This is a genomic window from Pseudomonas sp. W22_MBD1_FP4, assembly GCF_052113765.1.
Lineage (GTDB): Bacteria > Pseudomonadota > Gammaproteobacteria > Pseudomonadales > Pseudomonadaceae > Aquipseudomonas > Aquipseudomonas sivasensis.
The window spans coordinates 1-8,374 of the sequence record NZ_JBGQOI010000050.1; the positions used below are offsets into that span (position 1 = coordinate 1).

At 62.4% G+C, this 8,374-nt stretch carries 5 protein-coding genes and 2 pseudogenes; 4 read left to right on the forward strand and 3 right to left on the reverse strand.

Annotation, left to right across the window (positions count from 1 at the left end; translation table 11 throughout):
* Positions 1–246: 246 nt before the first annotated feature.
* On the reverse strand, positions 247–1,158 hold the full coding sequence (locus ACEN2T_RS29820) for a LysR family transcriptional regulator (RefSeq protein ID WP_032886585.1): 912 nt from the start codon (positions 1,156–1,158) through the stop codon (positions 247–249).
* 204 nt (positions 1,159–1,362) lie between these two features.
* On the opposite strand from ACEN2T_RS29820, the gene ACEN2T_RS29825 reads away from it, so the two are divergent.
* Complete coding sequence (locus tag ACEN2T_RS29825; protein WP_095184531.1) at positions 1,363–1,761, forward strand: helix-turn-helix domain-containing protein; 399 nt, start codon at positions 1,363–1,365, stop codon at positions 1,759–1,761.
* 58 nt (positions 1,762–1,819) lie between these two features.
* On the forward strand, positions 1,820–4,582 hold the full coding sequence (locus tag ACEN2T_RS29830) for an ATP-binding protein (protein ID WP_442117989.1): 2,763 nt from the start codon (positions 1,820–1,822) through the stop codon (positions 4,580–4,582).
* Here the strand turns inward: ACEN2T_RS29830 and ACEN2T_RS29835 are convergent.
* Entirely contained in the window at positions 4,529–5,998 is a 1,470-nt protein-coding gene (locus tag ACEN2T_RS29835; RefSeq protein WP_442117990.1) for a winged helix-turn-helix domain-containing protein, read from the reverse strand. The two genes, ACEN2T_RS29830 and ACEN2T_RS29835, sit on opposite strands and share 54 nt — an antisense overlap.
* Before the next feature lie 150 nt (positions 5,999–6,148).
* Entirely contained in the window at positions 6,149–7,099 is a 951-nt protein-coding gene (locus ACEN2T_RS29840) for a GlxA family transcriptional regulator (RefSeq protein ID WP_032886590.1), read from the reverse strand.
* A 181-nt stretch (positions 7,100–7,280) separates the two neighbouring features.
* Between ACEN2T_RS29840 and ACEN2T_RS29845 the strand changes: the two are divergent.
* Both ACEN2T_RS29845 and ACEN2T_RS29850 read left to right on the forward strand, forming a co-directional pair.
* Positions 7,281–8,004: pseudogene (locus ACEN2T_RS29845) on the forward strand (pirin family protein).
* Between the two features lie 146 nt (positions 8,005–8,150).
* Positions 8,151–8,374, forward strand: a pseudogene (locus ACEN2T_RS29850) (phage infection protein); the annotation flags it as partial.

The window sequence follows — 8,374 nt, forward strand, 5'->3', positions numbered from 1 at the left end:
CCCGATAGCAGTGGGTCAGTCACAGCCGCATCAACTGACACACCCTCATCGGGAGCAAGCCCCCTCCCACATTTGGAATGCGTTCGGCTTAAGAACCCGGTCGCCTCTAAGGCCGCCGCGCTCTTGCTTTTGATCTGAAATCGCCCCGTCAACCACGATGGCCGGCATTCCGGCCTTTCCAAAAGTGACCCGCTGTAAGAGCGGAACCATAGGCGGCCGTTACCGCAGCAACGGATATGCACTCAATCAACCAACTCCCCCCGCCATATGCTCGGCAATCCTCAACCTCAACCAACGCTCCGCCGGATCATTGTCATGCACCCCACTCCACACCATCGACAACTCCGCCGCATCAATCGCAAACGGCGGATCCTCTGCCCGTAACGTGGTGCCCTCGGTCAACGCACACGCCGCATAATCCGGCACCGTCGCAATGATCTGCGTTCCCGCCAACAACGCCCGCAACCCGCTGAATTGCGGCACCGCCAGCACCACCCGCCGCGCGCGGCCGATACGGGCCAAGTCCAAATCGATGTTGCCGCTCAAATCCCCGGAGAACGACACCATCGCATGGGGCCGTTCGCAATAATCATCCAGCGTCAGCGGCGCCACCCCGTCATCCCCACGCAATACCTTGCACGGGATATCCCGCAGTTTCTTGCGCTTGGCATTCGCCGGCAGTTCAGTGGTGTAGCTCACCCCCACCGAAATCTCGCCACTGGCCAGCAGCGCGGACATCAGCAAGTAATTGGCGCGGCGTACCACCACGATGATGCCAGGGGCTTCTTCGCGAAGCTGACTGAGCAACGGCGGAAACAAGCCAAATTCGGCGTCGTCGGACAGGCCGATACGGAACACCGCACAGCTGGTGGAAGGGTCGAAATCCTTGGCGCGGCTGACCGCGCCGGAAATGGTGTCCATAGCCGGTTGCAGCTCCTTGAGTATCGCCAGGGCGCGCGGCGTGGGCTCCATTCCCCGCCCGTTGCGCAGCAGCAACGGGTCGTCGAACAGGTCGCGCAGCCGGCCTAAGGCAGCACTCACCGCCGGTTGGCCCATGAAGAGTTTTTCGGCGACCCGGGTCAGGTTCTTCTCGAACATCAACGCCTCGAAAATCACCAGCAGGTTCATGTCGACGCGACGCAGGTCATTGCGGTTCATGGCGGTATCCAAACGGTTAGCAGACTGCCAGCTAAGCACGCAAAACAAGGGGTTGATTGCATGTCTGTGCTGTCTTTTCCGTGACTGCACCTGACGAAATTAACAACGATTAACTCGTCAGCCAGACGGTACGGCAACAAGATTGACGCCATCTACACTGCATCCATTCACCGGGAACGCTCCCATCGACTGCGGATATCCGTCATGGCCCGAACTGAGCACTGCGCTCCTCGCTTATCCGCTACCGGCGGCCTATGCCCCCGGCGCGAGCGTATCGCCAAGCAATTGATCCTCGCCAACCTCGGCGAAAGCCTGGCGATTGCCGACCTGGCCCAGGCCTGCGCGCTGTCGCGCAGCCATTTCTCCCGTGCATTCAAGTGCACCACCGGGCTGTCGCCCCAGGAATGGATACGCCTGCAACGCATCCAGCGGGCCAAGGAATTGATCACTCAGTCTTCCTTGAGCCTGACGCAGATCAGCCTGGAATGCGGGTTCTGCGACCAGGCACATTTCTGCCATATGTTCACCCGCAGCGAGGGTGTCAATCCGATGACCTGGCGAAACCACCAACTGCGTCACAAGCCTCAAGAGATCGCTGCCTAGTGGTCTGCAAGCACCTGGAATATGCTGGCCGCTTACTTTCTCCAGAGCATGGCCACCCATGAGTGACCAACGCGATCAGGCCGTGCACTTCGGGCCGTACCGTATCCATCCCCACCAGCGCCTGGTGCTGGAGGCTGGTCGTCCGTTGCGCCTGGGGCGGCGGGCCGTGGATATCCTGCTGATCCTGCTGGAGCAGGCCGGTAATGTGGTGAGCAAGCAGGAGCTGATCGCTCGGGTCTGGCCCAAAAGCGTGGTAGAGGACGGCAACCTGCGGGTGCATATGGCGGCGTTGCGCAAGGCGCTGGGCGATGGCCAGGCCGGGCAGCGCTATATCGTTACGGTGGCCCAGCGTGGCTACAGTTTTGTTGCGCCACTGAGCATCGAACCGATGAGCCTACCCACAGAAGGCACGCCCCAACGCCCCTGCCACAACCTGCCGCTGCGCCGCACCCGCATGCTCGGCCGCCAGGCGCTGATCGACAGCCTGGTGCAGCACCTGCCCGAACAACGCTTTATCACCCTGACGGGCGCCGGCGGCATCGGCAAGACCACCGTGGCGTTGCGCGTGGCGGAATTGCTGATCGGCCATTACCGCGACGGTATCCGCCTGCTGGACCTGGCACCCCTCAGCGCGCCGTCGATGATCCTGCCCAACCTCGCCGCCCTGCTCGACCTGACCCACACCGAGCACGAACCGCTGGCCACCTTCGCGCGCCGCCTGCAAGAGCGCCAGGTGCTGCTGGTGATCGACAACTGCGAGCACTTGCTGGACGACATTGCGCTGATCAGCGAAACCCTGCTGCGCCATGCCCCAAAACTGCACATCCTGGCCACCAGTCGCGAAGCATTGCGCGCCGAAGGCGAATCGGTGCAACGCCTGGAACCCCTGGCCTGCCCACCCGCCACCGGCAACCGCGCCCAGGCCCTGGGCTATCCTGCCCTGCAACTGCTGATCGAACGCGCCATGTCCCATCAGGACAGCTTCGAACTGAGCGAAGCCGAACTGCCCCTGGCGATTGATATCTGCCAGCGCCTGGACGGTATTCCCCTGGCAATCGAATTGGTGGCGGCGCAGATCGAGCGCTTCGGCCTGCCGGGGTTGCTGGTGCAGATGGAAGACAATTTCCGCCTGCTCACCCGAGGCCGGCGCAGTGCCCTGCCCCGGCATCAAACCTTGCGCGCGACCCTGGATTGGAGCTTCGACCTGCTCACGACGTGCGAGCAAATCTGCCTGCGCCGTCTCGCCGTGTTCCGGGGTGGTTTCAGCCTGGCCAGCGCGGCGGCGGTGATTGCCGGAGAACAGATCGCACCGACCGAGGTGCTGGGCTCGATCACTCAACTGGTCGCCAAATCCTTGCTCAATGTGGAGCCCGGCGATGACGAGATGGTCTATCGCCTGCTGGACATCACCCGCACCTACGCCCTGGAAAAACTCAGTGTCGCCGACGAGCTTGATGCCACCCGTGAACGTCACGCCAACCGCTGCCTGGCGCTGATGGACCAGGCGCAGGAAGATTGGGAGCAGATCGCTACCCAGCCGTGGATCGACCGCTATGCCCCGCTGCGCGAAGACATCCGTGCCGCCCTCGACTGGGGCCTGGGCGACCAGGGTGTGCACGTGCTGGGCATTCGCCTCACCGTCAGCGCCATGCCGTTGTGGCAGGAGCTGTCGCTGCTGCGCGAACACGGCCTCTACGTGAGCAAGGCCCTGGCGCGACTGGGGCAATCGAGTACGCCGAGCCAGCGCTTGCACATGGCATTGCAGTTGGCCTTCGGCAGTTTTTCCTATCACGCCCAGGGCAGTACGCCGCAGACCATAAACGCTTTTGCCTGTGCACGACGCCTGGCCGAAGCTGACAAAAACCTGCCCGGCCAACTGCGTGCAGTGTCGGGGCAAATGGCGGTCAGCCTGTGCAGCGGCAACTACCGTGAGGCGTTGAAGCAAAGCCTGCATTTCGACCAGTTGGGGCCACACACCGAGTCGTTACTGGCCCTCAGCGCCCAACGCCTGCGAGTGCTGGCGCAGCACTTCGCCGGCAATCAGGTGCTGGCGCAGCACAATGCCGAACAGGTGATCCAGCGCATGGCCCAGAGCGGCCATCTCAACCGGTTTACCCATGGCTTTGGCGTGCAGTACGACCAAAGCGTGGCTTCGCTGACCATCCTCGCGCGCATCCTGTGGCTGCGCGGTTTCCCTGAACGCGCGTGGCGCACTGCAAGCCAGGCACTGGCGCTGGCGTTGCAGATCAACCACGGCACGTCGATCTGCTACACCCTGGCCCTGGCTGGGGTGGTGATCGCTCAGTACAACGGCGATACGCTTGCGGCCCGCGATCAGTTGGACCTGCTGTTGCAGCAGGCGCAAAAACATTCAGTGCAGTTGTTCCACACCTGGGCGCAATGCTACGAAGGCACGGCGCAGATTGCCGAAGTACAAGGGTTGGGCCTGGTCGAGGACATCCTGGTGACCTTCAACGCCATCGCAGTGGATGACGCCCTGTTCGAACGCGCCCGAAGCGGTGCGGCCGGCTGGTGCACACCGGAGATTCTGCGCGTGCGCGCCGAGGCCATGCCCGATGCCCAATCAGCCGAAAGCCTGTTGCTCGAAGCCCTGGGCCTGGCGCACCAGCAAGGCGCGCTGGCCTGGGAGTTACGATGCGCAGACAGCTTGGCGCGGCTGTGGCACAAGCAAGGTCGTGTGCAGGCCGCGCGCGACCTGCTGGGTTCAGTCTATGAGCGGTTTACCGAAGGCTTCGCCACCCAGGATCTAATCCGCGTGCGCCGCCTGCTCGACGAGTTGCAAGACAAACGGCTGGCCTGAAAACGGCCCCAGGTAATGCCCATAGCCCTGTTGCAAGCGTGCTACCTGCTGCGGGTCGCGCAGAAGTGCCAAGGCGTAGCTGCGCACACTGTTGAGCAGGCGATAGCGCGGATAACCTGGGCCGGGCTCAAGGTTCAGCAGTGAGGTGTCGACCAGCCGACTCAACAAGTAAGACAGGTCGGCATGCTCCAGCTCCGTGCCGACCACCAGCTCACTCAAGGTGGGCAAGGTCACCGCCATTTTGAACAGGCTCATCTGCAGGAACAGCCAGCGTTCCGGCAAGCTCAGGCGCTGGTAGGTCCAATCCAGTGCGGCGCTGAGGGATTGGTGGCGCTCAACCGCTGTGCGGCGCCCCCGCGTGAGGATCTGCAAGCCCCTGCACACTTGCGCCTGCACACCACGGACGCCAAGGGCGTCCACTTGGGCGGCGGCCAGTTCGAGAGCCAGAGGAATACCGTCGAGGCGCCGGCAGATATCACGCAGCGGTGCCAAGTCCTGGGGCCGCAACACAAACCCCTGCTGGCTGGCACGCACCCGCGCAACAAACAACTGCACCGCCGGACTCACCATCGCCTGTTCAACGCTGCCCAACACCGACGGAGCTGGAAGCGCCAACTGGGGCACGCGCAACACCCACTCGCCCGGGGCATGCAAGGCTTCACGGCTACTGACGAGCACACTGATCCGGGGCGCGTTTTCGCTAAGCACACGCAGCAGATGTCGACAGGCGCCAAGCAGCAGATCAGCGCCATCAAGTACCAGCAATAATTGTCGGGAAGCCAATTGACGGCACAGTTCAGTGGCGCTGCCGCTGGGTTCGAGATGCAGGACCGTGGCCAGGTGGCGCAGCATCATCAGCGGCGCCTCGACGGTGGCCAGGTCGACCCACCACACACCGTCGCGGTAGCGCGGCAACACGCGCTCGGCCAGGGCCAGGGCCAAGGTGCTCTTGCCCACGCCGGCGCATCCGGTGAGGGTCATCAGCCGCTGCCCGGACAAACGCCGCATCAGCACGCCCAGCAGTTCATCACGGCCAATCACCGGGCTGAGCCGCGCGGCCAGGTTGTGCCGAGGCAGCACCGCTGCGGCCACGCCTTGCACGGGCGCAGCGAAGCAGTAGCCGCGCTGGGGGTCATTGAGGATAAACCGTTGCCCGTCGAGGGCACGGCGCAGCGCGGCGATGTGCACCCGCAGGTTGTTCTCTTCCACCACGCTATTCGGCCAGACCCGCTCGATGAGGGTGGCCTTGCTGACAAATTGCCCAGGCGCTTCCAGCAGCATCGCGAGGATATCCAGCGCCCGCCCGCCCAACGGCACCGGCCAACCCGCCTTGCTGACCAGTCGCTGCTGCCGGTGAAAGGCATAGGCACCGAAGCGCACCGTGCTATCCGCGTCAATCGCCTGAGGGTCGTTCATGTCTGCAATCGCGCTGAAACACCCGGCCTTGGGCGTTCGCGCATCCTTTTCCGTGGGCTCGACGCTATTCTTGCCAGCTACCCATGACAGGACAATGCTGGCACGGGGAGCGATACGGACAATCGGGTGTGCGAGACGGACATCCTGTCGTTAACTGAACTGCTGTCGGTATTGGGTAGGGTTAAGACCGAGCTTTTCACTGAATAAAAAGCGCATGTGCCGCACGCTGCCAAAGCCTGCATGGAACGCCACGGTCTTGAGCGGCAGATCAGTGGTTTCCAGCAATTGCCGAGCACGGTCGATGCGCGCGCCTTGCAGGAAGGCCATGGGCGTCATCTGCACATCCTTGGCAAACAACCGGGCAAAGTGGCGCGCACTCATGCCGGCCAACTCGGCCATGGACTCGATGGTGAACGGCTGCTCCAGGTGCGCGAGAACATGGTTCTGCACGCGGGTAATCGCGGTTTCCTGGGGCGCCACGGCCGCGGTCATCGGGCTGAATTGGGCCTGGCCGCCCTGGCGTTTCATCACCACCAACAGCACTTTCGCCACATCCACCGCCACCTGCTTGCCATGGTCCTGGGCAACGATGGACAACGCCAGGTCGATACCGGCCGTGACCCCGCCCGAGGTAATCAACCGCCCGTCCTGCAGATAGATACGGTCGGTCTCGACGATGGCGTTGGGGAACGCCTTGATCAGCCGCTCGGTGTAATGCCAGTGAGTGGTCACGCGGTGCTCGTCCAATAGCCCGGCGTGCCCGAGCACAAAGGCGCCCGTGCAGATCGAGCCAAAGCGCCGTGCCCGTGGCGCCGCTGCTTTTAGCCAGGGCAGCAGCGCCGGATGGCATTCGTTATAGGCACCGGGGCCACCGGGCACCAGCAAGAGGTCATAGGCACCGTCGGCCTGCTCCAGCAACAGGTCGGTCTGCACCATTACGCCGTTGGATGCGCGCAGTGGGCCAGGTTCGGTGCCAACAGTAAGGATCTGATAATGCGCCGCCGCCGGCAGGTAGCGGTTGGCGATGGAAAACACTTCAAGCGGCCCGGCCATGTCGAGCAAGAGGAAGTCCGGGAACAGCGCCATGGCCACGGTTTTCATACAGAAGGCATCCATCGAGGGGAAGAAAGCGGGAGGCATTATGGCATGCCTTTCACTGTCAATCTGAGAGGGACAGTTATTCAGATTTCAGCTTCTTAATGAATATTTCAGTAACCAGTAACCTTCTTCTCAACGCAAGCGCCCTGCATCTCGCAGCCAGCGCCCACTTGAGGACACAACCATGCTGACCCTTCGCAAAGCTTCCGAACGCGGCGCCGCCAATCACGGTTGGTTGAAGTCGTTCCACACCTTCTCGTTCGCCAACTACTGGAACCCCCAACGAGCAGGGTTTTTCCGACCTGCTGGTGATCAACGATGATCGCGTCGCCGCCGGCAAAGGCTTCGGCCAGCACCCGCACCGTGACATGGAGATTTTCTCTTATGTTCTCGAAGGCGCCCTGGAGCACAAGGACACCCTGGGCACTGGCTCGGTGATCCGCCCTGGCGATGTGCAATTGATGAGCGCCGGCAGCGGCGTGGCCCACAGCGAGTTCAACCACAGCCAAAACCGTGGGGTGCATTTCCTGCAAATCTGGATCGTGCCCGCCGTGGCCGGTGCCGAACCGCGCTATCAACAGGAGCACTTCAGCGAGGCACAAAAGCGTGGGCGCCTGCAGTTGATCATCTCGCCGGACGGCGCCGACGGTTCCCTGAGCGTACGCCAGGACGCCAGGGTGTACGCCGGGCTGTTCAACGGTGACGAAGCCACAACCCTTGACCTGCCGCCGGATCGCCACGTGTACATCCATGTGGCCCGGGGCAGCGTGGAGATCAACGGCCAGCGCTTGCAGGAAGGTGACGGTGCCAGGGTGCGTGATGAGCAGCGCATCCACGTGAGTCAAGGTCAGGACGCCGAGGTGCTGGTGTTCGACCTGCGACCTCAGGAACTGCCGCAAATGCCTTGATCAGCCGGGCGATGGCCGTTGCAAACGGTCCATCGCTGGCATCGATAGTCACCATCAGCGCAATGAAGTTCTCTTAAAAAATGCAACGCGTAACATCAAACCCATACCAGGCAACACCCAAACTAAAACACTCGGAGCACACCATCATGAAACGCCAAATCTTGCTTAGCCTCGCTTTCTCGGTACTCGCTGCAAACGCATTTGCCCACCCTGTTGTTGCTGAAGGCGGCTCGGATCGCCTGATCGAAAACCGTGTTGCCGAAGGTGGTTCGGATCGTCTTCTGGAAAACCGCGTAGCTGAAGGTGGCTCGGATCGTCTGATGGAAAACCGCGTAGCTGAAGGTGGCTCGGACCGTCTGATGGAAAACCG

Excerpts from the sequence above, each read along its gene's own strand:
- ACEN2T_RS29820 (WP_032886585.1), bottom strand. The coding sequence starts at position 1,158 with ATGAACCGCAATGACCTGCGTCGCGTCGACATGAACCTGCTGGTGATT.
- ACEN2T_RS29825 (WP_095184531.1), top strand. The coding sequence starts at position 1,363 with ATGGCCCGAACTGAGCACTGCGCTCCTCGCTTATCCGCTACCGGCGGC.
- ACEN2T_RS29830 (WP_442117989.1), top strand. The coding sequence starts at position 1,820 with ATGAGTGACCAACGCGATCAGGCCGTGCACTTCGGGCCGTACCGTATC.
- ACEN2T_RS29835 (WP_442117990.1), bottom strand. The coding sequence starts at position 5,998 with ATGAACGACCCTCAGGCGATTGACGCGGATAGCACGGTGCGCTTCGGT.
- ACEN2T_RS29840 (WP_032886590.1), bottom strand. The coding sequence starts at position 7,099 with ATGAAAACCGTGGCCATGGCGCTGTTCCCGGACTTCCTCTTGCTCGAC.